Below are 26,085 nucleotides of genomic sequence, written 5' to 3'. Positions count from 1 at the left end.
GCAGCCGTCGCCCGACTGTCGTGTTCGTCCGCGACAGTGCGGTGTGAACACATGTTTTGCATCAGGTTAAAGCAAAGGTAGGGCGCGGTCTTGCACATGCAGGCTGTTTCGGGCATCCCGTCGCCCTTCGCATCGTAAGGAAAAGCAGTATTATATGACCGGCACGCCCCCCGCCAATGCGGCGATCATCTTCGACAAGCTTGGCAAATCCTTCGCCAAAGCGGGCAGCGGGCAGGTGATGGCGTTGCAGGACGTGTCGCTGACCGTTCCGACCGGCAGCATCACCGGCATCATCGGCCGTTCCGGTGCAGGTAAATCGACGCTGCTGCGGATGGTGAACGGGCTGGAACGCCCGACCGAAGGTCACGTTCAGGTCGTGGGCCGCGATGTCGGCGCGGCGCGTGGCAGCGATCTGCGTGCTATCCGTCGCGATGTCGGGATGATCTTCCAGCACTTCAATCTGCTGGCCTCGCGCACGGTCTGGGGCAATATCGCATTGCCGCTGGAAATTGCGGGTACGCCCTCGGGTCAGATCAAGGCACGGGTCGATCAGCTGATCGATCAGGTCGGGCTGACCGCGCATCGCGACCGCTATCCCGCCGAAATGTCGGGCGGCCAGAAACAGCGCGTCGGCATCGCCCGCGCCTTGGCCACCAGCCCCAAGGTCCTGCTGTCGGACGAGGCGACAAGCGCGCTGGACCCCGAAACCACGCAGACCGTGCTGGAACTGCTGTCGCAGATCAACCGCGATTTGGGGCTGACGATCCTGCTGATCACCCATGAAATGGCCGTGTTGCGCGACATCGCCAGCCATATGGCCGTCATCGAGGGTGGCCGCATTGTTGAATCCGGCCCGACCTATGATGTTTTCGCCAAGCCGACCCATGCCACGACGCGGTCTTTCCTTTCGGGCGTGACCGGCGCGACACTGCCTGCCTTTGTGGCCGCCCGCATGACCACCAACCGCCCCGATGGTCCCGCGCAAGAGGTGATCCGCGTCACCTTCGCCGGTCAGCACGCGACCGACCCGATGCTGGCCATGCTGGCGACCGAGCTGGGCATCGCCGCCAACATCCTTGCCGGTGCCATCGAAGAGGTCGGCCCCCATCCCTTCGGCAACCTGCTGTTGTCGATCGACGCACCGCGTGCGGCAGAAGCCCGCGCCTATCTTGAACAACACGGCCTGACGACGGAGGTGCTGGGATATGTCCGCTAACCTGATCCCGATCCTGTGGGAATCCACCCTGCAGACGCTGTATATGGTCGCCATCTCGGCGCTGCTGGGCACGCTTGGCGGGCTGCCCTTGGGGGTGTTTCTGGCGACCTCACAGCGCGGTGAATTGCTGTCGGCCCCTTGGGTCAACAAGGTGCTGGGGCTGGTGGTCAACGCCGCGCGGTCCGTGCCCTTTATCATTCTGGTCGTGGCGATCATTCCGTTCACGCGGCTGGTCGTTGGCACTTCGATCGGCACCAATGCTGCCATCGTGCCGCTGACGCTGGCCGCCGTGCCCTTCATCGCGCGCCTTGTCGAAAACGCCATCCGCGAGGTCGAGGCCGGTTTGATCGAGGCTGCCCGCGCCATGGGTGCCACCCCAATGCAGATCATCCGCAAGGTCCTGATCCCCGAGGCGTTGCCTGGCATCACCCTTGGCCTGACGCTGGCCGCTGTCAGCCTGATCGGCTATTCCGCGATGGTGGGTGCCGTGGGCGGGCAGGGGCTTGGCGATCTGGGCATCCGTTATGGATACCAGCGTTTCATGCCCGAGGTGATGCTGGCCGTCGTCGTCATCCTGATTGTGCTGGTGCAACTGGTCCAGTCGCTTGGTGAATGGATCGCCGCCCGCGTTGACCGCCGCGCCGCCCGCAACCGCGGTCATTAAGATTTTCGCAGACAAGAAAGGAACGCTTTTATGTTGCGTTTGACCACTCTCGTATCCGCCCTTGCCCTTGGCACCGCCGCAATGGCCGAAGACATCAAAGTTGGTGTGTCCCCCGGTGAACACGCCGAAATCATGGAAGAGGTCGCCAAGGTCGCCGAGCCCATGGGCCTGAACATCGACGTCATCGAGTTTTCCGATTACGTCGTGCCGAACACCGCGCTGGCGGACGGCGATCTGGATGCCAATAGCTTCCAGCACCGCCCCTATCTGGAAAACCAGATGAAAGACCGCGGCTTTGATCTGATCGAGGTTGGCACCACCATCACCACCCCCATGGGCATCTATTCCGAAGATCTGGCCTCGGTCGACGATCTGGAAGACGGCGCACAGGTCGCCATTCCGAACGACCCGACCAACGGTGGCCGCGCCTTGTTGCTGCTGCAGGACTTGGGCATTATCACGCTGGCCGAGGGCACGGGTCTGGTCCCAAGCCCGCTGGACGTTTCGGCAAACCCCAAGAACCTTCGCTTTCTGGAACTGGATGCAGCACAACTGCCCCGCGCGCTGGCCGATGCCGACATCGCGATCATCAACACCAACTATGCGCTGGCCGCCGGTCTGTCCCCGCGCAACGACAGCATCGCGATGGAAAAGGCTGAAAGCCCCTATGTGAACATCATTGTCGTCCAGCAGGGCCATCAGGACGAACCTTGGGTCAAGACGCTGGTCGAGGCTTATCACAGCGACGAAATCAAAGCCTTTATCGACGAAAAATACGAAGGCGCCGTTCTGACCTCTTGGTAAGATCGCCGTATTGATATGAAGGGCCGTCCCGCTGGGGCGGCCCTTTTTTTATGCCTCGGGCAAGGCCAGCAGGGCGATTTCGCCGTCCCATATGCCCCGCAACGCATGACCCGCATGATGTGCACGCAGTCCGGTTTTGCAGGCCAGAACCACGCGGCTGCCCTGTGGCGGGGTCAGATCGGTGATGCGGTCGGGCGGGATATGGCGGGCATCAGGGCGAAAGGGTGCTGCCTCGGACCGCAGGTCGATCAGCAGGTCGCGCTTGGTGATCTGCGTCTGACCGATGAACGGCAGGGGCTGCGCGGGTTCTGGTGCGCGGTCAAAACGGAACCCGCCCATGCGCCATGTTGCGGCATCAAAGCTGATCAGCCGCCCCAACGGGCTGTCGGGCAGGTCCAGCAGAACCGCCATGGCCATCTGCGCCTGCAACGCCCCGATCATGCCCACCACTGGCCCCATCACACCATTCGTCGCACAGGTGCCGCCCCCGACAGGCAGGTCGGGAAAGATCGCCCGCAGGCTGGGCATGCCCCCGCAGCATCCCGCGACATAGCCCGACATCGCCAACGCCGAGGCCGCGATCAGCGGAACATTCGCGGCAAAACAGGCATCCGACAGCGTCAGGCTGACCGCAAAACTGTCGGCGCAGTCGAGCGCGATATCGGCCTGTGCGACCAAGGCAGGCGCATTGGCAGGGTCCAGCCATTCTACCCGCGCGTCGATCTGACCATCGGGGTTCATTGCGGTCATGATCTGCGCGGCAACCGTGGCTTTGGGCTGGCCGATGGCATGCATCGGATAGATCGGCTGGCGGTGCAGATTGGTTTCCTCGATCACATCACCATCGATCAGGGTGATCCGGCCCACGCCCGCACCGACCAGATATTGCAGTGCAGGTACACCCAATCCGCCCGCGCCGACGACCAGCACATGCGCCCGTGACAGCCGGTCCTGTCCCGCTGCCCCGATTTGCGGCAGGATCATCTGGCGGGCATAGCGGGTCACAGCGTCAGCCAATCGCGGATGCGCGCATCGGGGTCGGGGTTCAAGGTGATGTCGGTGACGGCGGCGACGACATCCGCGCCCGCGTCGAAGGCTCCTTTGGCGCGGTCCACGTTCATTCCGCCGATGGCGATCAGCGGAATGGGGCCGATCAGGCGTTTCCATTCCGTGACGCGCTCCAGCCCCTGCTGATGCCATTTCATCTTTTTCAGGATGGTCGGATAGACCGGCCCCAATACGATGTAATCGGGGGTGCAGGCCAATGCGCGGTCAAGTTCGGTATGGTCATGTGTCGACAGCCCCAACTTCAGACCTGCGCGGCGGATGGCGGGCAGGTCGGCATCATCCAGATCCTCTTGCCCCAGATGCAGCCAGTCGGCGCCTTCGTCGATGGCGATCTGCCAGTGGTCGTTGACGACCAGCGCCGCGCCGTGCTGACGGGTCAGGTCCAGCCCGCGCCGGATCTGGGCGCGCAGATCGGCCGGGGAGGCATCCTTGATGCGCAGCTGCACCAGTTTCACGCCAAGCGGCAGGGCGCGTTCCAGCCAGCTGACATCATCGAAAATCGGGTAAAATCGCGGTAACATCACAGCCAGGCCTTTCCGATCAGCGGGGTCGAGGGCGCACCCATATCGCGCACCCCCATCGGGTCGGCCTGCGTGGCCAAGGTCCCCGCCTGCACGGCCAGCCCGAAGGCCCGCGCCATGGCAACCGGATCACCCGCCTGCGTCACGGCGCTGTTCAGCAGGACGGCATCGAAGCCCATCTCTAACGCGTCGGCGGCGTGGCTGGGCAGGCCCAGCCCCGCGTCGATCACCATTGGAATGTCGGGGAAGGCCGCGCGCAGCGTCCGCAGCCCGTATCGGTTGTTCAGCCCCATGCCGGACCCGATGGGCGCCCCCCAAGGCATCAGAACGCGACAGCCCGCGTCGATCAGGCGTTGGGCCAGCACCTGATCCTCGGTCGTATAGGGGAAAACGTCGAAGCCGTCTGCGGACAGGGTCTCGGCTGCGTCCAGCAGGCCGAAGGGATCGGGTTGCAGGGTGTCGGCATGGCCGATCACTTCCAGCTTGATCCAGTTGGTTTCGAAGACTTCGCGTGCCATCTGGGCGGTGGTGATCGCCTCGCGCGCGTTATGGCAACCGGCGGTGTTGGGCAGGATGTGGATGCCAAGGTCGCGCACCATTTGCCCGAAGGCCTGCCCCTGACCGCTTTCGCGCCGCAGCGACACCGTGGCAACACTGGCCCCCGATGCAGCAAAGGCCTGTTGCATCACCGACGGTGAGGGATATTGCGCCGTGCCCAGCATCAGCGGGCTGTCCAGCATCACGCCATAGAAATCACGCATGGGTCATCCTCCTTGCATGGGGGCCAGAACCTCCAGCCGGTCGCCGTCTTGCAGCGGTTGGCCAGCGCGGGCGGCAGTGGGCAGGAAATCGCCGTTCAGGGCGGTGGCGACGCGGGCATCAGCCCAGCCCAGTTCGACCAGCGCATCGGCGACATTGCCGGCGGTGATCTGGCGAGGGGTGCCGTTCAGCTCAATCTTCATGGATCAACTCTCCACGGGTTTGATGGGTCAGGTAATCGGCGGCCTGTCGGGCAAGGGCAGGGGCCATCAGATAGCCGTGACGGAACAGGCCGTTCAGGCGCAGCACGCGGCCACGGACAGTCACGCGCGGGATGTTGTCGGGAAAGGCGGGGCGCAGGTCGGCCCCTGTTTCCAGAACCCTGCTTTCGGCAAAGCGCGTGTCCAGCGCATAGGCGGCTGACAGCAGTTCCAGCATGGCACGGGCGGTGATCGGGTGACGGGCGCCGCTTTCGATCTGCGTCGCGCCCAGCATGAAAATGCCGTTCCCGCGTGGCACGATATACAGCGGATGGCGCGGATGCAGCAGCCGGACAGGGCGCGACAGGGTGATGTCAGGGGCGTGCAGAACCGCCATCTCGCCCCGCACACCACGCAGGTCGGGCAGGGGGGACGCCATGCCACGGGCGTCGATGACGGGGCCGGTGATATCGTCGGGTTCGGCTGTCGCCTGTTCGATATGGATATCGCGGGCTTGCAAGGCGGCGACCAGATCGGCCAAGGCGCGTCGGGGGTTCAGATGCGCCTCGGACGGGAAGAACAGGCCTTGGCGGTGGGTGGCAAGGTCGGGTTCCAGCGCGGTTAATGCACTGGCGTCCAATGGGTCATGGGGACCGGCACGGCGGGCAAAACGTAACAGTTCGGCGCGATCGCGGTCCAGCGCGATGACCAATGTGCCGCGACGGGTGACCTGTGTCACCTGCGCCCATGCATCGGCGGATTCTGCGCCAAGGCGGGTGATCAACGGATCGGCGGTGACCCCTTCGCAGTAAGGGGCCAGCATACCGCCCGCCCACCATGAACAACCATGCGCCGCAGGTGGGCCGTTGCGGTCCAGAATACGCAGGGTCAGGCCGCGCAAGGACAGGTCATATGCCGCGAAAAGACCAGCGACGCCCGCGCCGATGATAGTGATATCATGCATGGGACCAGACCGCATGGAAATGGTGGACCGGTCCGTGCCCCTGCCCGATGTCCAGATCATCTGCCGCAGCGATTGCGCCTTGAAGATAGCTGTGGGCTTTGGCGACCGCCTGCGTCAGATCCATCCCTTTGGCCAGCCCTGCCGCGATGGCCGCAGACAGGGTGCAACCGGTGCCATGGGTGTTGCGGGTGGCGTGGCGGCGGGCAGTGAAGGCGGTAACCTGATCGGGCGTCACCAACAGATCGTGGCATTCCGGCCCTTGTCCATGTCCGCCCTTCATCAGCACGGCGTGCGCGCCTTGCGCGATCAACGCCGAAGCCTGATCCAGCATGTCCCTGCGCGTTTCGGCCATGGGGCACCCCAGCAGGCGTGCCGCCTCGGGCAGGTTGGGGGTCAGCAGGGTGGCGCGGGGCAGCAGCAGGTCACGCAATGACCCGATCGCATCGTTGTCCAGCAGCGCATCGCCGGATTTTGCCACCATGACCGGATCAAGGATGACCGGCAGATCGCGGTCCTGTAACCCCCTGGCGACGGCGCGGATGGCGTCGACGCCCCCCAGCATGCCCAGCTTGACCGCATGGATGTCCAGATCATCGAAAACCGCATCCATCTGGGCGGTGATCATCGCGGCGGTTGTGGGGGCGACCATCGTGACGGCACGGGTGTTCTGGGCGGTCAGCGCGGTGATGACGCTGGCACCGTAAACGCCAAGTGCGGAAAAGGTCTTCAGATCGGCCTGTATACCGGCGCCTCCTCCGGAATCGGAACCGGCGATGGTCAGGGCGGTGGGGGTCAAGACAGCCTCCTTGTGGTCGGGGGTCGGACCGGCACAAGGGGGAGCAAAAGGCAGGACTGGCCCCGCGATCATCTGCACCGTTCCCTCCGCCGGTATGACCCGGATCAGGTTCGATGGGTTGGCTTTCGCCTCTCAGCCCCTGTAACGGGACACCCCAACGGTTTGCAGATAAAGGTTAGCGGGGCAGGCGGTGGCCCGCAAGGGGGATCAGGTCAGTCCCGCCATTTGCAGCGCAATCCCCGCCAAGGCCGCGCCGCCCAGCAGGGTCGCCATGCCGATACGCAGCCACAGGGCGATGACCAGCGTGGTCAGCGTCAGGATGGCCGCAACAGGGTCCAGCGATGACATGACCGGCAGATCGGCCTGCAGCGGACCCATCTGCCACGTCATCGTCTGGCGCCAGATCAGATGGATAGCGAACCAGACGGCAAGGTTCAGGATGACCCCGACCACGGCTGCGGTCACGGCGCGCAGAGCGGCCGACAGGCGGGTGCTGCGACGCATCCCCTCCATAAACGGCGCACCGATGAAAATGAACGCAAAACACGGCGCAAAGGTGACCCATGTGGCCAGCAAACCGCCCAGTATTGCTGCGACCAACGGGTGCGCCCAGTCAGCACCCATCGCTGCCATAAAGCCCACGAATTGCAGCACCATGATCAGCGGGCCGGGGGTGGTTTCGGCCATACCCAAACCGTCCAGCATCTGGGTCGGTTGCAGCCAGCCATAGTGGCCGACAGCCTCTTGCCCGACCCATGCAAGAACGGCATAGGCCCCGCCAAAGGACAGCACCGCCAGTCGCGAAAAGAAGGTCGCGATATCGGCAAAGACGCTATGCGGGGCAAATATGACCAGCGCTAGAACAGGTGCCATCCACAGGACCAACGCCCAGATCGCCGCGCGGCGGGCGGCGCTAGCATCCTGCGCGGGCAGGGTGCTGGCATCGGAAATCGGTGCGACCGTAAAGGCAGCCAGACCGAATTGCGCGCCCAGCCATCCAGCAATCGCCGCCAGACCGATCACCAGCGGGAAAGGCGCGCCCAAGGCGAACAGTGCGACAAATGCCGCCGCCGCAATGACGCGCGGCACCGGCCCCTTCAGCGTCTTGCCCGCCAGCCGGATGACGGCCTGAACCACGATTGCCAGCACGGCGGCTTTCAGGCCGAAGAACATCCCCGCCACGATCCCCACATCACCAAGGGTGACATAGATCACGCTAAGCGCCGTAATCGCCACGACACCCGGCAGGATGAACAGGATGCCTGCGATCAATGCGCCGCGAACGCCATGCATCAGCCAGCCGACATAGGTGGCCAGCTGCTGCGCCTCGGGTCCGGGCAGCAGCATGCAGAAGTTCAGGGCATGCAAAAAGCGATCCTCGTCGATCCAGCGCTTTTCCTCGACCAGAATGCGGTGCATGACGGCGATCTGCCCTGCAGGCCCCCCGAAGCTAAGCGCGGCAATCCGTGCCCAGACCTTCCAGGCATCGCGTATGGGGGGATGGGCAAGCTGTGGCATGTCGGAACCTGTCGCTGGGGGCTGTCGGCATCAGCCCTTCCGGCATGTGGCAAGTCAAGTCCGGAAGGTTTTGAAGAAATACATAAATCAGGCGTGGACTTTTCGGAAATCATCGCATAGTAACGCCCTCTTTGGCTCCGCATGTACGGGGCGGCGGGTGCAGGGTGGGCCGGTCGCAGCGACGGGATGCCGCTCATCGGGTGCTGGACACCCCCCATTTGGCGAATCACATGACTGAATTGAACTTCCCCGCACCGCTTCAGGCGGCGCTGGCTTCCAAGGGCTATGAAAGCCTGACCGCTGTGCAATCCTCCGTTCTGGCGGATGATGCACAGGGCCGCGACCTGTTGGTTTCGGCACAGACCGGATCGGGTAAAACCGTTGCCTTCGGTCTGGCAATCGGCGCCGACCTGCTGCTGGACGGACAAACGCTGGAAGGCGACCGTCCGCTGGCACTGGCGATCGCGCCGACCCGCGAACTGGCACTGCAAGTCGCACGCGAACTGGAATGGCTGTATGCCGGAACCAATGCCCGCATCGCGACCTGCGTCGGTGGCATGGATTACCGCACCGAACGCCGCAACCTGCAGCAGGGCGCACAGATCGTCGTCGGCACCCCCGGCCGTCTGCGCGACCATATCGACCGTGGCAGCCTTGATCTGACATCGCTTCGCGCCGCCGTTCTGGACGAAGCCGACGAAATGCTGGATCTGGGTTTCCGCGACGATCTTGAATATATTCTGGCCGCGGCCCCCGAAGAACGTCGTACGCTGATGTTCTCGGCCACTGTGCCGCCCGCCATCGAAAAACTGGCCCGTGATTTCCAGCGCAGCGCGCTGCGGATTGCCGCCCTTGGCGAAGCCCGCCAGCATGGCGACATCGCCTATCGCGCCTATAGCGTGACGGCACGCGACCGCGAACCCGCCATCTTTAACCTGCTGCGGATGCACGAGGCACAAACCTCGATCGTGTTCTGCAAGACCCGTGCGAACGTGAACCACCTGTTGGCGCGTATGTCCAACCGTGGCTTTAAATGCGTCGCCCTGTCGGGTGAACTGAGCCAGCAGGAACGCACCCACGCGCTGCAGGCGCTGCGTGACGGACGCGCCCGTGTCTGCGTTGCAACCGACGTTGCTGCACGCGGGATCGACCTTCCGGGTCTGGAACTGGTGATCCACGCCGATCTGCCGACCAACCCCGAAACCCTGCTGCACCGTTCGGGCCGGACGGGCCGTGCTGGTTCCAAGGGTGTTTCGGCGCTGATCGTGCCGTCGTCCGATTACAAGCGTGCACAGCGTCTAATGCAGAACGCCAAGGTTGTTGCCGAATGGGCCAAAGCGCCCTCGGCTGATGATGTTCGCGAACGTGATGACCAGCGCATGCTGGACCATGACGCATTGCGCGACGCCCCGGGTGAAGACGCGCCATTGGCCGCCCAGCTGCTGGAAAAATTCGGTGCCGAACAGATCGCAGTGGCATTCCTGCGTATGTGGCGCGAAGGCCGCCCCGCCGCCGAGGAGCTGATGGAAACGCAGGCCCCGCCCGCGCCGATGGCCCCCCGCGTCCAGCGCGAATTCGGTCCCTCGGTCTGGTTCACGATGTCGGTTGGCCATTCGGGCCGCGCCGAGGCGCGCTGGCTGCTGCCGAAAATTTGCGACGCTGGCGGGATCACCCGTGACAGCATTGGCGCGATCCGCGTCAAGCAGGATCTGAGCTATGTCCAGATCGCGCAGGAAGTGGCGGATCGTTTCGGTGACTTCATGGAAATCACCCCCGAGGTGTCGATGCGCCGCATGGAAGGCGCGCCGGATCTGGACGCACCGATGGAACGCGCCCCGCGTCCACCGCGCGAAGACCGCGCCGCACGGGCAAAACCTGCACCGCGTCGTCGTGACGAAGGCGGGGCACATACCGACCGTGTCAAAGCGGCCAAAGGCGGCTGGATTCCCGACGACGGTGCCGTCGAGGCCCGCATGGAAGGTTCGAAGCCCGCGGTGAAGGCATGGAAGAAGAAGTCTTCCGATGGTGCCGGACCGCGCAAACCTGCGGGCGCCAAGCCTGCTTGGGCGGCGAAAAAGCCCCGCTCGGACAAGCCTTTTGGTGCCAAGCCGCATCGTAAGGGCTGATTGATGCCTGTTTTTTTGGCGTAGTGCCCGCCTGACGGGCGACGCCAAAGGAAGACGTAAGACAATGATACTGCAACGCGCCCCGGGCTTGATATGCCCGCAGGGCGCGTTTTCTTATGCAAATGCCGACATAGAAGACTGTTGCCAGAACGGCGGATGCCCGCTTAACCTTGCAAGCAGCGCTGAACAATAAAACGACAACAGGGAGAGCGCCTTTTGCGAGAAGACCGAAAGGGCGACGCGTTCGTCGAATTCGAGCATGTGCAAAAAAGCTATGATGGACAGACACTTGTCGTCAAAGACTTGAATCTTTCGATTGCCAAGGGGGAATTTGTCACCATGTTGGGGCCGTCAGGTTCCGGCAAAACCACTTGCCTGATGATGCTGGCGGGCTTCGAGACAGCCACTCACGGTGATATCCGTCTGGATGGTCGCCCCATCAATCAGGTGCCCCCGCATAAGCGCGGCATCGGCATGGTGTTCCAGAACTATGCCCTGTTTCCACATATGACGGTGGGCGAAAACCTGTCCTTCCCCCTAGAGGTGCGCGGCCTGTCGCGCGATGAACGCGAAACCCGCGTCAAGCGCGCGCTGGACATGGTGCAGATGGGTGATTTCATCAACCGCCGTCCTGCCCAGCTGTCAGGTGGCCAACAACAGCGTATCGCCTTGGCCCGCGCGCTGGTCTTCGATCCGCAACTGGTGCTGATGGATGAACCTTTGGGCGCCTTGGACAAGCAGCTTCGCGAACATATGCAGTTCGAAATCAAGAACCTGCATGAACAGCTGGGCATTACCGTCGTCTATGTCACCCATGATCAGGGTGAGGCTTTAACCATGTCCGACCGCGTTGCCGTCTTTAACGACGGGCGCATCCAGCAGCTTGCCCCGCCTGCGGAACTGTATGAGCGGCCCGAAAACAGTTTTGTTGCCGGATTTATCGGTGAAAACAATGCACTGGCCGGCACCATCGAACAGCTGGATGACGATAAGGCATTGGTGCGGCTGGATGACGGCGGGCTGATTGACGCAACGGCGGTGAATATCCGCGAAAAGGGGCAGCGGACCACAGTCTCGATCAGGCCGGAACGGGTGGAATTCAAACCCGAAATGATGCCGGAAGGTGCCCATACGATCGAGGCGCAGGTTTTGCAGGTCATCTATATGGGTGACATTTTGCGCGCCCGCCTGCGTGTTGCGGGCAGCGATAATTTCGTCATGAAAATGCGCAATACCATCGGTCAAACGCGACTGGATGCGGGACAGACTGTCCGCATCGGCTGGCATCCCGAAGATGCCCGCGCGCTGGACCCGATCTGACGCCGGATCGGGCGGGATTATCCCGCCGGTTCCGCGCCCCGCCAAGGGGCCAATGATAACGGGCGCAAAGTCCGGTCATATCCAAAAGGGAGTCTATTGTGAAAACCACGCTTATTATGTCCACCGCCCTTGCAGGCATCGCCTTTGGTGCCGCAGCGCAAGAAGTGAACGTCGTCTCTTGGGGTGGGGCCTATGAGACAAGTCAGGTCGAGGCTTATAACAAGCCTTTTACCGAAGAAACCGGCATCAAGGTCACGATGATCGCGGCCGATAACCCCGCGACCCCGCTGCGCGCGCAGGTCGAGGCCAGAAACGTGTCGGGCGATGTCTTCGACGTCGAGGTTTCAGACGCCATCCGTCTGTGCGACGAAGGTGCCTTGGTCGAAATCGATCCTGCCATGCTGCCTGCGGCCCCCGATGGTACGCCGGCCATTGATGATTTCGTGGAAGGGGCGCTGCTGGATTGCGCCGTGGCGAACATCGTCTGGGGCACGGTAATTTCCTATAATACGACGAAGTTCGAGGATAATCCCCCGACCTCCGCAGTCGATTTCTTCGACACCGAAACATTCCCCGGAAAGCGCGGCCTGCCAAAGAACCCAAAGCGCACGCTGTATCTGGCGCTGATCGCGGACGGCGTTGCCGCCGCCGATGTCTATGACGTTCTGGATACCGATGAAGGCGTTCAACGCGCATTCGACAAGCTGGATACCATCAAGAATGACGTCGTCTGGTGGGAAGCCGGTGCCCAGCCCGTGCAGCTGCTGGCCGACGGAGAGGTCAGCATGACCACCGCATATAACGGTCGTATCTTTGACGCCATGGTCGGTGAAAACCAGCCGTTCGAGGTGATTTGGGACGGGCAATACATGGATCTGGATATGTTCGTCATTCCGGTCGATGCCCCCAACCCCGAAGAGGCGATGGAATACCTGAAATTCGCCACCGACACCCAGCGTCTGGCCGATCAGGCGCAATACATCAGCTATGGTCCGGCGCGAAAATCCTCGGCGGAACTGGTTGGCATGTATAAGGATGGCACCACCGAAATGGCGCCACATATGCCGACGGCACCTGCCAACCTTGAAAGCGCGGTTCTGGATAATCCGGAATTCTGGGCCGACCATTCCGCCCAACTGACCGAGCGTTTCAACAGCTGGCTGGCCAATTCCTGAACTGCAACGCCGTCATCCCTGACCCGGGATGACGGCCCTGAATTTCGGGGATGATATGGCGATAACTGATCCATCCGGACCTGCGACCGGTCCACTGACAACTGCCGACGGCAAACCGCTGGTCAAGGCACTGGCCCGCAGTCAGGCCCGCCTGCGTCGCAAGGCATTCTTTCTGGTCCTGCCGCTGCTGGCCTTTGTGCTGATCACCTTTGTGGTTCCGATCGGTCAGATGTTGCAGCGATCATTCTATAACGACGGCTTCTCGGCGAATATGCCGCTGACCTCGGCGTGGTTTGCGCAAACCGAACGCGGCACTGTCCCCGATGATGCGGCGTGGCAGGCCTTGGCGCTGGATCTGCAAGCCTCGGCCGAGGCGCGCAATATCGGCACCGTGGGCACGCGGGTGAATTACGATATGCCGGGGACGCGGTCGCTGTTCACCTCGACCGGTCGCAAGGTGCGGCGCGGAATAGATCCACCCTATCAGCAGACCCTGCTGGAGATTGACGACGAATGGGCCGACCCGCAGCTGTGGTCGACCATGCGCGAGGCATCAAAGCCCTATACCGCGAACTTCTATCTGGCCTCGGTCGACCGGACGCGGGATGCGGAGGGCAATATCGAACAGGTGGATGAACGCCAGCGCGTCTATGTGATGCTGTTCTGGCGGACCTTCTGGCTGTCAGGGCTGATCACGGCGCTGACCTTTGTGCTGGGCTTTCCGATCGCGCATCTGCTGGCGACTCTGCCGATGCGGAAATCGAACCTGCTGATGATCCTTGTGCTGTTGCCCTTCTGGACATCGCTGCTGGTGCGGACGACCAGCTGGATGGTTCTGTTGCAACAACAAGGCGTTATCAACGACCTTCTGGTCTGGATCGGCATTATCCCCGACGGGCAGCGTTGGCAGATGATCTATAACCAGACGGGCACCATCATCGCCATGACGCATATACTGCTGCCGTTCATGATCCTGCCGCTGTATTCGGTCATGCGGACAATCAACCCCAGCTATGTGCGCGCCGCGCGCAGTCTGGGGGCCACCAGCTGGACCGCGTTCCGCCGGATCTATTTCCCGCAAACGCTTCCGGGTTTGGGGGCAGGGGCGATGTTGGTCTTTATTCTGGCCGTCGGCTATTACATCACGCCCGCGCTGGTGGGGGGATCTTCGGGTCAGCTGATCTCGAATATGATCGCGCAACATATGACCGGCACGCTGAACTGGTCGATTGCGGCGGCCCTTGCGGCGCTGTTGCTTGGCGCGGTTCTTGCCCTTTACTGGCTGTATGACCGGCTGGTGGGCGTCGACAACCTTAAGCTGGGGTAATCACATGGCCGTACCATCCTATGCCACCCCGTTGGAACGCATCTGGCATTACGCCTATGTCGCGATCTGCGTGGCGATCTTTTTCTTCCTGATCGCCCCGATCATCGTGATCATCCCGCTGTCCTTCAACGCCGAACCTTATTTTACCTTCACCGAGAAAATGCGCAGCTTTGATCCCGAAGGCTACAGCCTGCGCTGGTACGATAGCCTGCTGACCTTCGGCATGCAGGCCCCTGACGCCGTTCGCGACACGTCATGGTGGGCGGATGCATGGGCGAATGCGAAATGGGTGAAGGCGGCGAAAAACTCGATCATCATCGGGGTATGTTCGACGATTGTGGCGACATCGCTTGGGACATTGGCCGCACTTGGTCTGTCGCGGCCAGAAATGCCCTTCCGGCGGGCAATCATGGCAATTCTGATTTCACCGATGATCGTGCCGCTGATCATCACGGCAACGGGGATGTTCTTTTTCTATTCCAACCCGTGCGAGCTGCTGACCATCTTCGGGTTCAGCCCGCAATGTGGCCGTCTGGCAGGAACCTATGTCGGGGTTATTCTGGCCCATGCCACCTTGGGGATCCCCTTTGTGATCATTACGGTCACGGCAACATTGGTCGGGTTCGACCAATCGCTGAACAGGGCTGCAGCATCTTTGGGCGCGAACCCGCGGGTGACCTTCTTTCGGGTGACGATGCCCCTGATCCTTCCCGGTGTGGTGTCGGGGGCGCTTTTCGCCTTTGTCACCTCGTTCGACGAGGTTGTGGCCGTTCTGTTTATCGCAGGGCCGGACCAGCAAACCATTCCGCGCCAGATGTGGAACGGAATCCGTGAACAGATCAGCCCCGCCATTCTGGCAGTAGCGACACTGCTGGTGATCTTTTCAATCGCGCTGCTGACCACGGTGGAATTGCTGCGCCGCAGGTCTGAACGCATCCGCGGTCTTAGCCCGCAATAAACCGAGCGGGGGAATGCCATATTCCCCCGTAATTTACGGCAGGATCGTCAGCCACATCCAAATGGTCAGCGTCGAAATACCTGTCGCGATCAGCACGGTCGAGGCTGCGACCCGTTTCGCCGTCCCGTAAACATTCGCGAACAGATAGGCATTGATGCCCGGTGCCATACTTGCCGTCATCACTGCCGATCGCATTCCGTCCCGATCCAGTCCCAGCAACATGCCGGACCCGTACGTAATGGCTGGATGCAGGATCAATGCAAAGCCACAGCACATGGTAATGGTCGCCATGTCACCTTCGGGGCGATAGCGGTGAAGAACGCCACCCAGGCCGAACAAGGCCGCCGGAAGGGCCGCGCGCCCGATCATATCGACCGCATCCCAGAACCCGGAAGGCAGAACCAGTCCCGCATGCATCAGAAGATTGGTAACGACGCCCAGCAAAATGCCGATCACCAAAGAGGTCCGCAGCACCCCCGTCATCGCCCGCATCGCCACGCGCCCCACCGACAGATCGCTGCCGCGTGCCCGTGTGAATTCCATCACCGTAATACCAAATGTATAAAGCAGCGGCGAATGCAGGGCGATAATCGCCCAATTGCCATCCAGCGCACCTGCCCCATAGGCGCGCTCGGTGATCGGGACGCCCAACAGCAGGGAATTGGAAAACATGCAGACAAAGCCGATGGCAACGCAATCTTCTGCGGGGCGGTTGGACAGCAGCTTTGCCCCCGCCGATCCCGCAAGAAAACTAAGGATCGCACCGGCATAGAAGGGGATCAGCAGCTGTGCGCGAAACTCGGTCCCCAGATCCAGCCGTGCGATCGAGGCGAAAAGCAGTGTCGGCACAGCGAAATTCTGCGCAAAGCTCATCAATCCATCGACAGCGTTGTCTTTGAACCATCCGCGCCATGCGACAAGATATCCAAAGCCGATGATCAAGAAAACCGGAAGAATAATGTTGAAAAGCGCACTCATAGTGCAGACGGAAGTGCGGGGGTCTCGGCGGTCGTTGTAATCGTCATTCCGTCATAGGCGGGGACAATATGATCAGGCGTTTCGGCATCGACTGTCGCATAATCGATATCGATATGCATGTTCGTCAGCACAGCGCGCGGGTTTTTCGCCCGTTCGATCCAGTCCAGTGCTTGCTGCAGATGTGCATGGCTGGGGTGCGGTTCGTAACGCAGGGCGTCGATGATAAAGACGGGGGCGTCCTGAATCAGGTGCCACGCATCTTCGGGAATGGCAGACACATCGGGCAGATAGACCAATCCGCCAATACGAAACCCGAGCGAGGTAATTTCACCATGCTGCACGCGAAAGGGGATCATATCGATCGTCCCGCCGGGGCCATCAATGCTAATGCGACCCGTGATCTGGTTCAGCGCACAAATGGGGGGATAGAAACTGCCTTCGGGTGTTTCAAAGATATAGCCGAAGCGCGCCTGCAAAGCCTCGGTTGTCGGGGTGTCGGCCCAAAGCGGCAGGATGCGGCGCGCGTTAAAGACCATCTGGCGCAGGTCGTCGATGCCATGGACATGGTCTGCATGGGCATGGGTGTAAACCACCGCATCCAGCGTCGCCACACCGGCATCCAGCATCTGCGGGACCAGATCGGGGCCGGTATCAATCAGCACCTGCGTGGTGCCATCAGGTCCGTCACGTTCCACCAACAGCGAACAGCGGCGGCGACGGTTGCGCGGGTTTTCAGGATCGCATGCGCCCCAACGTCCGCCCAGACGCGGCACGCCGCCCGACGATCCGCAGCCAAGGATCGTCGCGCGGATCATTGTGCGGCCTTCCAGAACAAGCGGTCGAAATTCGCCGTCGTTTGTGCCGCGAATTCGGCGTAATCAATACCGAACACCTGTGCGCCCACCTCGGCAGTTTTTGCAACATAGGCGGGTTCGTTGCGGCGGCCGCGATGCGGTTTCGGGGCCAGATAGGGGCTGTCGGTTTCCACCAGAATCCGGTCCAGCGGGGCGGCGGCAAAGATATCGCGCACATCCTGCGACCGCGGGAATGTCGCAATGCCCGACATCGACAGATAGAACCCCAGATCCAGCGCGGCCCTGCCCAGTTCCGCACCGCTGCTAAAACAATGCATGACGCAGCTGAATGCGCCGGCCTTGTGTTCGCGGGTCAGGATGCGGGCCATGTCGTCATCGGCGTCGCGGGCGTGGATGATCAGGGGCAGGCGGGTCTGACGTGCGGCCTCGATATGGATCAACAGGCTTTCCTGTTGGGCCACGGCGCTTTCGGCGGTGTAGTGATAATCCAGACCGGTTTCGCCGATGCCGACAAATTTCGGGTGTTGGGCCAGCGCGACCAGTTCCTCGACCGTTGCCATGGGTTCGTCAGCCACGCTCATCGGGTGGGTGCCGGCGGCGTAAAAGACGCAATCATGCGCATCGGCCAGCGCGCGAACTTGCGGTTCCTGACGCAGGCGCGTGCAGATGGTGACCATACGCGACACACCAGCCGCTTGTGCGCGGGAAATCAGGTCGTCATGTTCGCCGTCAAAATCGGGAAAATCCAGATGGCAATGACTGTCCACGATCTGCGGGGGGGTCGTGTCTTGCATATTGTCAACCTTTGGCAGTCGGGGCGGATTGCGCGGGTGGCAATTGCGCCAGTTCCAGAACCATATCCATCACCAGCGCCGCAGGGTCAAGGTTGACCGCCCGTCCCGTGCGGGCACGTGCCGACAGGCGGGCCTGTGCATCGGCCCAGACGCGGGATGCCCAATCGTTGGGCGAAAGCCGCGCCATCAACGCGCCCTCACCCTTGGCCGCTTGGGGCAGAGGCGCACCCATCAGCCCCGCACGCGCCAACCGTATCAGGAAGCGGTCCAGCAATGTAATCGCCAGATCGAAGGGATCGCCGTCAGCGCCCGCCCGTCCCGCAGCCGTGTCGGCGAATTTTGCGGCGGCCAGCCGGTCCATGCGGGGCAGGGTGGAAAACAGATCGACCAGCTGTTGATAGCGGTCCAGCCCCCCCTGACCGGCAAGACGCAAAGCCTCACCCACGGAACCGTCAGACAGGGCGGACAAGGCTTCGGCGTCCTCGTCGATGCCTTGGTCGGCCAGGATGCCGCCCATCTGCGCGGGCTTCATCGGCATCAGGCGCAGCGTGCGGCAACGCGACCGGATGGTGGGCAACAAACGTGCCGGTTGATGCGCCACCAGCAGGATCAGCGCGTCTTTCGGCGGTTCCTCCAACACCTTCAGCAGGGCGTTGGCGGCGGGGACGTTCATATCATCGGCTGCGTCGATAATCGCGATCCGTCGCCCCCCTTCCGAGGATGACAGATGATAGAACGACAGCAGCTTGCGGACCTCATCCACGGTGATTTCGGCCCGTAAACGGCTGGTTTTATCGTCCCACGGGCGGCGGATCAGTTGCAGCCGCGATTCCGACAGGGCGGCGATGCGTCGTGCTTCGGGGGTGTCGGGATCAACGGTCAGATCGTTGTTAGTGCCGTTGGACAGCAGCCAGCGGGCAATGGACCACGCCATCGTCGCCTTGCCCACCCCGCGCGGGCCGGTCAGCATCCAAGCATGGTGCAGACGGTCGCTGCGGGCGGCCTGAACGAAATCCGCGATGGCGTGATCCTGTCCAATCAACCGCGCGGTATGGCGGGGATGCAGCGCCCCCGGAACGCGGTCGGGTTCGGGAATATCGTCAGGATCGGTTTTCACAGCGCCGCCAACACGCGGGCGGCGACGTCATCTTGTGAACCGCTGCCGTCGATCAACCGCACACGGTCGGGATATTCGGCGGCAAGGGCGCGAAACCCGATGGCCAGTTGTTGCTGGAACCCAAGACCAAGGCTTTCGAAGCGATCTTCGGCCCCGCCACGGGCCATGCCGCGGGCCAATCCGGTTTCGGGGGCAATGTCGATGACAAAGGTGCGGTCGGGTTCGGTGCCGATCATCAGGTCATGCAGACGGTCCACCATGGCGCGCAGATCACCGCGCGTGGTGCCCTGATAGACCCGCGTGCTGTCGGCAAAGCGGTCGGTGATGATTACTTGCCCCGCCGCCAGCGCAGGGCGGATGCTGCATTCCAGATGGTCACGGCGGGCGGCAGTGAACAGCAGGCATTCGGTTTCGGGCGACCAGCGTTCGCCATCACCTTCGACCAGCAGACGGCGGATTTCCTCGGCCCCAGGGCTGCCGCCCGGTTCGCGGGTCAGCAGCACATCACGCCCTTGCGCGCGCAGGCTGTCGGCCAGCAAACGCGATTGGGTCGACTTGCCGCAGCCGTCAATGCCTTCGAAGCTGATCAGCATCAGTTCGCGACAGAGCTGATGGCGCGTTGGCCAAGCTGGATCACGGCCCCCTTCATGCGGCCCAGAAATCCCGCCTCGGGGATGTCGGCGGTGGCGATCAGCGGGGTGATGGTGTCGCGCGTGCCGGGGATTGTGACGACCAGATTGCCCAGTTGATCACCCTTGGCAATGGGTGCGGGCAGGGGGCTGTCATAGACCACTTCGACCTTGACCTGATCCTTGACGCCGGCAGGCACCAGCACGTTCACGCCGTTTTCGGTGGTCAGCCCGACATGGCTTTCGGTGCCCAGCCAGACCGGCGCATCGACCACGGTTTCACCCGCCGGAACAAGGTTTTCCATGGTAAACTGGCGGAAGGCCCAATTGACGATGCGTTCGGATTCCTCGGCACGGGCGCGGTCGCTGTCCAGACCGCTGATGACAAAGATCACACGACGGTCATCCTGCACGGCAGACCCGACAAGGCCATAGCCCGCTTCCTGCGTGTGACCGGTCTTCAGACCATCCGCACCGATGCCCAGCTTCAAAAGCGGATTGCGGTTATAGCGGTTCGAAGGGGCGCGGTCTTCGTACTGGAATTCGGTCAGGCCGAAGTTCTTATAATACTGCGGGAATTTCTGGATCAGCAGGCGGGCGACGGTGCCCAGATCATGCGTGGACATCCGGTGTTCGGGATGTGGCCAACCGTTCGAGTTGTGGAAGGTCGAATTTTCCAACCCGATCTGGCGACCGCGTTCGGTCATCTGGCGGGCAAAGGCTTCCTCGGTTCCGGCAAGGCCTTCGGCAACCACAACGCAGGCATCATTGCCGGATAGGACGATAATGCCCTTGATCAGCTGTTCGACGGTGGGACGGTCCTGTTCGTTCAGGAACATCGTCGACCCGCCCATCGCACGGGCGCGGCTGGACACGGGAAGCTGGGTGTCCAGCTGGACGCGGCCATCCTCCAAAGCCTCGAACAGCATGTAAAGCGTCATCAGCTTGGACATTGAAGCGGGAGGAATCGGTTTGTCCGCATCCTTTTCCATCAGCACCGTACCGGTCTGCACGTCATAGACCCATGCGGAAGTGGCGTTGGTATCGAAAGCCTGCGCGGGGGCCGCGAATGCAATCACGGCCGCAACCTTAAGGAAAAATGCGCGCATGATGTGTCCTTTGCCTGTTTGGGGCGATGGTTACATCAAGCCCCGCCGCCCCGCAACGCGCCGATCCGGCCATGTAGAAAAATTGATCACAGCCCGACGGCCTGCCGCCAGTGTTTCCGGCAAAGCGAGACATAGCTTTCGTTTCCGCCGACCTGCACCTGCTGGCCCTGCGTCATGACATTGCCGTCGCCGTCGCGGCGGATGACCATCGTGGCTTTTTTTCCGCAATGGCAGATGGTGCGGACCTCGCGCATGTCATCGGCCAATGCCAGAAGGGCTGCCGATCCGGGGAACAGCTGGCCCTGAAAATCGACACGCAAGCCATAGCACATGACCGGAACGCCCAGATCATCGGCAATCCGCGCCAGCTGCCAGACCTGTTCGCGGGTCAGGAACTGCGCCTCGTCAATGAAAACGCAGGCGATGTCGGGGATTTCGGGGCTGACAAGCGCGAAAAGATCCGTGGTGTCGTCAAAGGTCTGCGCCTCTTCGGCGATGCCGATACGGCTGGCAACGCGTGCGGTGCCTGCGCGGCTGTCCAGCGCAGCCGTCAGCAGCAGCGTCTGCATGCCCCGTTCACGATAGTTATAGGAAGCCTGCAAAAGCATCGTGCTTTTGCCCGCGTTCATCGTCGAGTAATTGAAATACAGCTTTGCCATGCGGGCAGGCCATAGCGCCGTCCGGCGGTTCGATCAAGGTTGTCTGATGCCGCGCTGCATGCAAGAACCGCTGCAACGGGCCGTGCCGGTCTGTTTCCGTCCCATATGATGATGAAAGGTCGCCCTGATGCGTGATCCGCTGTTCCGCATGGCCCTTGTTCTGGGTCTGCTTTCCGCTGTCGGGCCATTTGCCATCGACATGTATCTGCCCGCCTTGCCCGAAGTCGCGCGTGATCTGGACACATCCGAGGCAGGTGCCGCCCTGACCCTGACCGCCTATTTCATCGTCTTCGGACTGGCGCAGATGATTTATGGCCCGATGTCGGATGCCATGGGGCGCAAGCGGCCCTTGCTGATCGGCGTTGCGATCTTCAGCGCGGCGACAATTGCTGCGGCCCTGGCCCCGACGCTTGGCTGGTTGATCGCGGCTCGCGCCGTGCAGGGTCTTGGGGCGGCCACGCTGATGGCCGTGCCGCGTGCGATCATCCGCGATATGGCCACGGGACCTGCGGCGGCCAGGATGATGGCGGCGATCATGATCGTCATTTCCGTGTCGCCGATGCTGGCCCCTTTGACGGGATCCATCGTTCTGGCATGGGGCGGCTGGCGTGATATCTTCGGCGTTCTGGCGGTCGCGGCCATCCTTAGCCTTGGGTTGATCCTGTTCGTTCTGCCCGAAACACTGCCCCCGCAGGACCGCCAGCCTGTTCGCCTTGGGGTGATGTGGTCGGGGGCCAAACGCCTGTTCGCCAGTGGCCGCTTTATGGGCCTGACGATGATCGGCGGCTTTGGCATGGCCAGCTTCTTCGTGTTCCTGTCCAGCGCCAGCTTTGTCTATACGCGCCAATACGGGCTAAGCCCGACCGGATTTTCACTGGCCTTCGCAGCCAATGCCGTCGGGTTCTTCAGCGCCACGCAATTTGCAGGGCGCATGGCCGAACGCTTCGGGATGGAGCGGGTGATTTCACTGGCCCTGACCGGCTTTGCGGGGACGAGTGTTCTGACAACCCTGATTGTCTGGGCGGGTGTCGATGCGCTGCCGGTGGTGATGGCGGGGCTGTTTTTGTCCAACGCCTGTCTAGGGCTGGTGATGCCGACCGCCATGGTGATGTCGCTGGACCCGCATCCCGATATTGCCGGATTGGCGTCATCCATTGGCGGGACGTTCCAGATGCTGACAGGCGGCGTTATGATCGCGCTGACGGGACCCTTCATGGACAACAGCGCCGCAACCATGGTTCCGGCAATCGCGCTTTGCGCGCTGCTGGCGTGGGTGGTGGCATTTCTGGCCCTGCCGCGTTTGCGACTGATCTAAGAATTAAAAAAGGGCCGCAGGATCAATATCCTGCGGCCCTTTTATCAGTCATATAACGCGATCAGCTGGCACGCGATTTGGGCGCGCGCGACGGGCGACGGGCCGGACGCTTGTTGCCGCCGGTGTCGGGGCCGCCGAACTTGCGGCTGCGTGCGGCACCGGGGCCACCGGCAGGGGGCGCACCGAAGGGCACTTCGCCACCGATCACAGGGATCGAGTTTTTCATCGCCTTTTCGATGGCGCGCAATTCGCCGACCTCGGCAGGGGCGCAGAACGCAACGGCGCGGCCTTCACGACCGGCGCGGGCCGTCCGGCCAATGCGGTGGACATAGTTTTCCGGCACATTCGGCAGGTCGAAGTTATAGACATGCGCCACTTCAGGGATGTCCAGACCACGGGCTGCAACGTCGGTTGCGACCAGAACCTTGATGTCCCCCTTGCGGAAGGACTCCAGCGCGCGTTCGCGTTGACCCTGACTTTTGTTGCCATGGATCGCGGCAACGGCAAAGCCCCATTTGTCCAGCAGCTTGGCCAGCTTTTCGCAGCCGTGCTTGGTGCGGCCAAAAACCATCGACAATTCGTTGGTGTGCTTGGACATATATTCGGCCAGCAGGGTCGATTTGTCGCCCTGGCCGACGAAATGCACGCCCTGTTCAATCTGCTTGGCAGCCTGCCCCGGAGGGTTGACGGCAACCTTGACCGGATTGGTCAGATAGGTGTCCGACAGTTCCGACATCAGCTTCGGCATCGTGGCCGAGAACATCAGCGTCTGGCGTTCGCGCGGCAACATGCGGGCGATCTTGCGCAGCGTATGGATAAAGCCGATGTCCAGCATCTGGTCAGCCTCGTCCAGCACCAGATAGGTGGTGGCCTCAAGGCTGATGGCGCGACGTTCGATCAGGTCCATCAGGCGACCCGGCGTGGCGATCAGCACATCGACACCGCGCGACAAACGCTCGGTCTGGACGTTGATCGAGGCACCGCCCACAACGCGGAAGCTGCGGATCGGCGTGCCTTCGGCATAGGCGTCGATATTGGTGGCGATCTGGGTGGCCAGTTCGCGGGTCGGCGCAAGGATCAGCGCGCGGCAGGTGCGCGGATCGGGCTTTTTGCCGAAATTGATCAGGCGGGTCAGCATCGGCAGGCCGAATGCCGCCGTTTTGCCGGTGCCGGTCTGGGCCAGACCCAGCACGTCACGACCTTCGACAATCGCTGGAATGCCCTGCGCCTGAATCGGGGTCGGGGTGGTCAGGCCCATCGCGGCCAGATTGGCGTTGATACGGTGATCGATGCCCATATCGGCAAATGCGCCGGTTGCCAGCGGATCACGCGATGTGGTGTGGCGACCTTCGTTGATCTGCGCCGAATGCGCGGAATGACGAGGTGCGGATTTGCCGCCACGGTTGGGGCGGCGGCGGGTGTTATTCTGTTCCATCATAGACTTTCGTGCCCTGCATCCCTCGTATCGGACGCAACGGCATGGGCCGCGCAAAGTGGCGCGGCTTATTGCAGGGGTGCAGGCGTGATACGAGGGTGCCTGCATGCCTCCCCGCGTGAATGGGAAACTGGAATGGGTATCGCCGCCGGAACAAGCTGGACTTGTAGCTGCTCACGCGGCAGCGGTTGGCGATAGGGGGCAGATGGGGCAACTTGCCCCAAAAGTCAAGCGCGGTCTGCGCTGTCCAGCCAGATCGTGACCGGCCCGTCATTCAACAGCCGCACCTTCATATCGGCCCCGAATTGTCCGGTTTCGGTATGAATGCCCTGATTTCGCAGGCTTTCGGCAAAGCGTTCATACAACCGTTTGCCATCATCGGGTGCTGCTGCCGATGAAAAACCGGGGCGGTTGCCGCTGCGCGTATCGGCGGCCAATGTGAACTGGCTGACGACCAGCGCCGCGCCGCCTGTATCGGTCAACGCGCGGTTCATGCGGCCATCATCATCCTTGAAAATCCGCAGGCGGGCGACGCGGGTCGCCATCTTGTCGGCGGCGGCTTCGTCGTCACCTTGCATCGCGCAAACCAGCAACAGCAGACCCGCGCCGATCTGGCCGATCATCTGGCCATCCACCTGAACCGAAGCTTCGCTGACCCGCTGGACAAGGATTCTCATACACGTTTGCTCCATATGCCGAACAGCGCCATTCCGGCGGCCATTGCGGTGAAAAAGATCACGACCGACGGGCCGCTAAAGGTCAGCGATGCCATTGCGGGGCCGGGGCACAGGCCCGACAGCCCCCAGCCAAGGCCGAACAGGGCAGCGCCACCAATCAGCCGCCCGTCAACCGGTGCTGATGGCGCGGGCTGGCGCGGGGTTTTGAACCGCCATGCAATCGCCATGAAAAGGATTGCCCCGCCCAGCACAAAGGCCAGCGTCGGATCCCATGCGCCGAAGATATCCAGCCAGCCGCGCACCTTGGCGGGGTCGGTCATGCCCGATATGGCCAATCCTGCCCCGAACAGCCCGCCGGATATGGCGGCGATCAACAGGCGGATCATACCGACCACCCCAACAAGCGCACAGCAACCACCGCCAGCACCCCCGTCGCCAGATAGACCAGCGTGGCAACGATGCCCCTTTTGGACAGACGCGAAATTCCGCAAACCCCGTGACCGGATGTGCAGCCATTGCCCAGCCGCGTGCCGAAACCCACCAGCAGACCGGCAAGGGTCAGAACGCCGAGACCGGCGACAGGCTGCGCGGGCTGAACAACATCTGACCGGACAAGCAGGGCAGGGACCAGAACAAGCGCGACGATAAAAACAATACGCTCAGCCCTATTGCTGCGTCCTGTTCCGTCGATCAGGCCCCCCAGCAATCCGCTGGCCCCCATGATGCGACCATTGCCCAGCAGATACAGCGCGGCCGCCGCGCCGATCATCAAGCCGCCGATCAGTCCCGCAATCCAGTCAGGGTTCATCTTCACGCTCCGGTTATGATGGCGCGAATGTATTCACGTAACGGAATGTGTCAAGGGGCCAGAACGATGCCGATAACCACCATCATCAATCCGATGCAGGACGCAGCCAAGGCCCCCATATTCACCGCCAGCACGCCGCGCATGCGGATACGCAGGGCTTCGTCATCCATGCCTTTGCTTTTGGCGCGGGCAACGGTCCAGATGCACCAGACCAAAGCGATCAGCCCCAGCAGTGTCAAAGCGGCACCCGTCCAGATGATCCAGTCGAAAAGCGTCATGTCGCGTCCTTATCTGTTCAAACCTGCGTCGGGCCGCCCCTAGCGGCGATTGCAC

The 26,085-nt window shown here is 62.2% G+C and carries 29 protein-coding genes and 1 riboswitch; of the genes, 9 read left to right on the top strand and 20 right to left on the bottom strand.

Annotated elements, in window-relative coordinates; translation table 11 throughout:
* Positions 1–154: 154 nt before the first annotated feature.
* From DWB67_RS08815 to DWB67_RS08805, 3 genes are read left to right on the top strand one after another with little or no spacing between them, the layout of a single operon-like run.
* A complete protein-coding gene (locus DWB67_RS08815) occupies positions 155–1,216 on the top strand; it encodes a methionine ABC transporter ATP-binding protein (RefSeq protein ID WP_119807157.1) in 1,062 nt (353 codons plus the stop codon).
* Positions 1,206–1,880: a methionine ABC transporter permease gene (locus DWB67_RS08810; protein WP_119807156.1), complete on the top strand. Its 675-nt coding sequence runs from the start codon at positions 1,206–1,208 to the stop codon at positions 1,878–1,880. Before DWB67_RS08815 ends, DWB67_RS08810 begins: the two co-directional genes overlap by 11 nt.
* A 30-nt stretch (positions 1,881–1,910) precedes the next feature.
* Positions 1,911–2,684: a MetQ/NlpA family ABC transporter substrate-binding protein gene (locus tag DWB67_RS08805; protein ID WP_119807155.1), complete on the top strand. Its 774-nt coding sequence runs from the start codon at positions 1,911–1,913 to the stop codon at positions 2,682–2,684.
* 48 nt (positions 2,685–2,732) lie between these two features.
* Here DWB67_RS08805 and DWB67_RS08800 read toward each other — a convergent pair whose 3' ends face one another.
* The 7 genes from DWB67_RS08800 to chrA all read right to left on the bottom strand — a co-directional run bounded on the left by DWB67_RS08800 (position 2,733) and on the right by chrA (position 8,510).
* Positions 2,733–3,701: a ThiF family adenylyltransferase gene (locus DWB67_RS08800; RefSeq protein ID WP_370453579.1), complete on the bottom strand. Its 969-nt coding sequence runs from the start codon at positions 3,699–3,701 to the stop codon at positions 2,733–2,735.
* Entirely contained in the window at positions 3,686–4,276 is a 591-nt protein-coding gene (locus DWB67_RS08795) for a thiamine phosphate synthase (RefSeq protein ID WP_119807153.1), read from the bottom strand. The genes DWB67_RS08800 and DWB67_RS08795 overlap by 16 nt, the downstream gene beginning before the upstream one ends.
* Positions 4,273–5,034 carry a thiazole synthase gene (locus DWB67_RS08790; RefSeq protein WP_119807152.1) on the bottom strand — a complete coding sequence of 254 codons (762 nt, stop codon included), beginning with the start codon at positions 5,032–5,034 and terminating at the stop codon, positions 4,273–4,275. The genes DWB67_RS08795 and DWB67_RS08790 overlap by 4 nt, the downstream gene beginning before the upstream one ends.
* A gap of 3 nt (positions 5,035–5,037) precedes the next feature.
* A complete protein-coding gene (thiS, locus tag DWB67_RS08785; RefSeq protein WP_119807151.1) occupies positions 5,038–5,235 on the bottom strand; it encodes a sulfur carrier protein ThiS in 198 nt (65 codons plus the stop codon).
* Complete coding sequence (locus DWB67_RS08780; protein ID WP_119807229.1) at positions 5,225–6,196, bottom strand: FAD-dependent oxidoreductase; 972 nt, start codon at positions 6,194–6,196, stop codon at positions 5,225–5,227. The genes thiS and DWB67_RS08780 overlap by 11 nt, the downstream gene beginning before the upstream one ends.
* Positions 6,189–6,992 (bottom strand): bifunctional hydroxymethylpyrimidine kinase/phosphomethylpyrimidine kinase, encoded by an 804-nt coding sequence (thiD, locus tag DWB67_RS08775; protein WP_255418606.1) that lies wholly within the window; start codon positions 6,990–6,992, stop codon positions 6,189–6,191. The genes DWB67_RS08780 and thiD overlap by 8 nt, the downstream gene beginning before the upstream one ends.
* 64 nt (positions 6,993–7,056) lie before the next feature.
* Positions 7,057–7,159, bottom strand: a riboswitch (TPP riboswitch).
* A 40-nt stretch (positions 7,160–7,199) separates the two neighbouring features.
* Complete coding sequence (chrA, locus tag DWB67_RS08770) at positions 7,200–8,510, bottom strand: chromate efflux transporter (protein WP_119807149.1); 1,311 nt, start codon at positions 8,508–8,510, stop codon at positions 7,200–7,202.
* Positions 8,511–8,740: 230 nt separating this feature from the next.
* Between chrA and DWB67_RS08765 the strand changes: the two genes are divergently transcribed.
* Positions 8,741–10,636 (top strand): DEAD/DEAH box helicase, encoded by a 1,896-nt coding sequence (locus DWB67_RS08765; protein ID WP_119807228.1) that lies wholly within the window; start codon positions 8,741–8,743, stop codon positions 10,634–10,636.
* 114 nt (positions 10,637–10,750) lie between these two features.
* Here the strand turns inward: DWB67_RS08765 and DWB67_RS18020 are convergent, their stop codons facing one another.
* A complete protein-coding gene (locus DWB67_RS18020) occupies positions 10,751–10,897 on the bottom strand; it encodes a hypothetical protein (RefSeq protein ID WP_182911535.1) in 147 nt (48 codons plus the stop codon).
* On the opposite strand from DWB67_RS18020, the gene DWB67_RS08760 reads away from it, so the two are divergent.
* The 4 genes from DWB67_RS08760 (at position 10,853) to DWB67_RS08745 (ending at position 15,416) form a co-directional block, all read left to right on the top strand.
* Positions 10,853–11,956, top strand: a complete 1,104-nt coding sequence (locus DWB67_RS08760) for an ABC transporter ATP-binding protein (protein WP_119807148.1) — start codon at positions 10,853–10,855, stop codon at positions 11,954–11,956. The genes DWB67_RS18020 and DWB67_RS08760 overlap by 45 nt on opposite strands.
* 98 nt (positions 11,957–12,054) lie before the next feature.
* On the top strand, positions 12,055–13,131 hold the full coding sequence (locus DWB67_RS08755) for an ABC transporter substrate-binding protein (protein WP_255418605.1): 1,077 nt from the start codon (positions 12,055–12,057) through the stop codon (positions 13,129–13,131).
* Positions 13,132–13,159: 28 nt separating this feature from the next.
* Positions 13,160–14,458, top strand: a complete 1,299-nt coding sequence (locus DWB67_RS08750; RefSeq protein ID WP_119807147.1) for an ABC transporter permease — start codon at positions 13,160–13,162, stop codon at positions 14,456–14,458.
* Between the two features lie 4 nt (positions 14,459–14,462).
* Entirely contained in the window at positions 14,463–15,416 is a 954-nt protein-coding gene (locus DWB67_RS08745; RefSeq protein WP_119807146.1) for an ABC transporter permease, read from the top strand.
* A gap of 33 nt (positions 15,417–15,449) precedes the next feature.
* Here the strand turns inward: DWB67_RS08745 and DWB67_RS08740 are convergent, their stop codons facing one another.
* From DWB67_RS08740 to DWB67_RS08710, 7 genes are all read right to left on the bottom strand, one after another.
* Positions 15,450–16,394 carry an AEC family transporter gene (locus DWB67_RS08740; protein WP_119807145.1) on the bottom strand — a complete coding sequence of 315 codons (945 nt, stop codon included), beginning with the start codon at positions 16,392–16,394 and terminating at the stop codon, positions 15,450–15,452.
* Positions 16,391–17,209, bottom strand: coding sequence for an MBL fold metallo-hydrolase (locus tag DWB67_RS08735; protein ID WP_119807144.1), 819 nt, complete (start codon positions 17,207–17,209; stop codon positions 16,391–16,393). Before DWB67_RS08735 ends, DWB67_RS08740 begins: the two co-directional genes overlap by 4 nt.
* Positions 17,206–18,003 carry a TatD family hydrolase gene (locus DWB67_RS08730; RefSeq protein ID WP_119807143.1) on the bottom strand — a complete coding sequence of 266 codons (798 nt, stop codon included), beginning with the start codon at positions 18,001–18,003 and terminating at the stop codon, positions 17,206–17,208. Before DWB67_RS08730 ends, DWB67_RS08735 begins: the two co-directional genes overlap by 4 nt.
* A 4-nt stretch (positions 18,004–18,007) precedes the next feature.
* Positions 18,008–19,120: a DNA polymerase III subunit delta' gene (locus DWB67_RS08725; protein ID WP_119807142.1), complete on the bottom strand. Its 1,113-nt coding sequence runs from the start codon at positions 19,118–19,120 to the stop codon at positions 18,008–18,010.
* Positions 19,117–19,713 (bottom strand): dTMP kinase, encoded by a 597-nt coding sequence (gene tmk / locus DWB67_RS08720; protein WP_119807141.1) that lies wholly within the window; start codon positions 19,711–19,713, stop codon positions 19,117–19,119. Before tmk ends, DWB67_RS08725 begins: the two co-directional genes overlap by 4 nt.
* Positions 19,713–20,858, bottom strand: a complete 1,146-nt coding sequence (locus DWB67_RS08715) for a D-alanyl-D-alanine carboxypeptidase family protein (RefSeq protein WP_119807140.1) — start codon at positions 20,856–20,858, stop codon at positions 19,713–19,715. The genes tmk and DWB67_RS08715 overlap by 1 nt, the downstream gene beginning before the upstream one ends.
* Before the next feature lie 86 nt (positions 20,859–20,944).
* Positions 20,945–21,517 (bottom strand): thymidine kinase, encoded by a 573-nt coding sequence (locus tag DWB67_RS08710; RefSeq protein WP_119807139.1) that lies wholly within the window; start codon positions 21,515–21,517, stop codon positions 20,945–20,947.
* Positions 21,518–21,644: 127 nt separating this feature from the next.
* Here DWB67_RS08710 and DWB67_RS08705 point away from each other — a divergent pair, with 127 nt between their 5' ends.
* Complete coding sequence (locus DWB67_RS08705) at positions 21,645–22,832, top strand: multidrug effflux MFS transporter (protein ID WP_119807138.1); 1,188 nt, start codon at positions 21,645–21,647, stop codon at positions 22,830–22,832.
* A gap of 61 nt (positions 22,833–22,893) precedes the next feature.
* Here the strand turns inward: DWB67_RS08705 and DWB67_RS08700 are convergent, their stop codons facing one another.
* From DWB67_RS08700 to DWB67_RS08680, 5 genes are all read right to left on the bottom strand, one after another.
* Positions 22,894–24,129, bottom strand: a complete 1,236-nt coding sequence (locus DWB67_RS08700) for a DEAD/DEAH box helicase (protein ID WP_255418615.1) — start codon at positions 24,127–24,129, stop codon at positions 22,894–22,896.
* 365 nt (positions 24,130–24,494) lie between these two features.
* Entirely contained in the window at positions 24,495–24,944 is a 450-nt protein-coding gene (dtd, locus tag DWB67_RS08695; RefSeq protein WP_119807137.1) for a D-aminoacyl-tRNA deacylase, read from the bottom strand.
* Entirely contained in the window at positions 24,941–25,330 is a 390-nt protein-coding gene (locus DWB67_RS08690; RefSeq protein ID WP_119807225.1) for a DUF6691 family protein, read from the bottom strand. Before DWB67_RS08690 ends, dtd begins: the two co-directional genes overlap by 4 nt.
* Complete coding sequence (locus DWB67_RS08685; protein WP_119807136.1) at positions 25,327–25,752, bottom strand: YeeE/YedE family protein; 426 nt, start codon at positions 25,750–25,752, stop codon at positions 25,327–25,329. The genes DWB67_RS08690 and DWB67_RS08685 overlap by 4 nt, the downstream gene beginning before the upstream one ends.
* A 50-nt stretch (positions 25,753–25,802) precedes the next feature.
* Positions 25,803–26,030: a hypothetical protein gene (locus tag DWB67_RS08680; RefSeq protein WP_119807135.1), complete on the bottom strand. Its 228-nt coding sequence runs from the start codon at positions 26,028–26,030 to the stop codon at positions 25,803–25,805.
* Positions 26,031–26,085: the final 55 nt, after the last annotated feature.

This window comes from Paracoccus sp. JM45, assembly GCF_003590715.1.
Taxonomy (GTDB): domain Bacteria; phylum Pseudomonadota; class Alphaproteobacteria; order Rhodobacterales; family Rhodobacteraceae; genus Paracoccus.
This window is presented reverse-complemented; position numbering and strand designations above follow the sequence as displayed.